Here is a 692-nt window from a genome sequence, read left to right as displayed (position 1 = left end):
ACCCCCGGGCGCACCGCCGAGCACCACCGGACCCTCGCCGCGGCCGCCGCGACCGGCGCGCTGCCGCAGCGGCTGACCCTCATGCGACCCGAACCGCAGCCCCCCGCCGAGGAAGGCGGCCCGGCCGGTGTGGCCGGTGTGACGGGTGTGGCCGGTGTGGCGGGGGTCGGTGGCGTCCGCGTCGTCGACGGCCCGGTGAAGGTGATCCTCGACGACGACACGCTGCCCGACCTTGACACCCTCGCAGCCAGGTTCGCCGCCGCGCACCGCGCCGGCCAGCCGGTGGCCGTGCACTGCGTGACCCGCATCCAGACGGTGCTCACACTCGCCGCGCTCGACCTCGCCGGCCCGCGCCGGGGCGACCGCCTCGAACACGGCGCCGTCGTGCCCGGCGAGCTGTACGGGCAGGTGCGCCGCGCCGGGCTCGTCGTGGTCACCCAGCCCAACTTCGTCGCCGAGCGGGGCGACCGTTACCTCGTCGACGTCACCGACGAGGACCCGGCGTCGCTGTACCCGGCCGCCTCCCTGGTGCGGGCCGGCATCGGACTCGCCGCCGGCACCGACGCCCCGTTCGGCCATCCGGACCCGTGGCGGGCCGTCGCCGCCGCGGTGACCCGCCGCACCGCCGCCGGGATCGTCCTGGGTGCGTACGATCGACTCGACTCGCACTCTGCACTGGCTATGTTCATGTG

At 76.2% G+C, this 692-nt stretch carries 1 protein-coding gene; it reads left to right on the top strand.

The window, feature by feature from the left end; genetic code table 11:
• Nucleotides 1–692, top strand: a 692-nt coding sequence (locus ND748_RS33295) for an amidohydrolase family protein (RefSeq protein WP_251750191.1), incomplete at both ends; no start/stop codon positions are given.

It is taken from the genome of Frankia sp. AiPs1 (assembly GCF_023716945.1).
Classification (GTDB): Bacteria; Actinomycetota; Actinomycetes; order Frankiales; family Frankiaceae; genus Frankia.
This window is presented reverse-complemented; position numbering and strand designations above follow the sequence as displayed.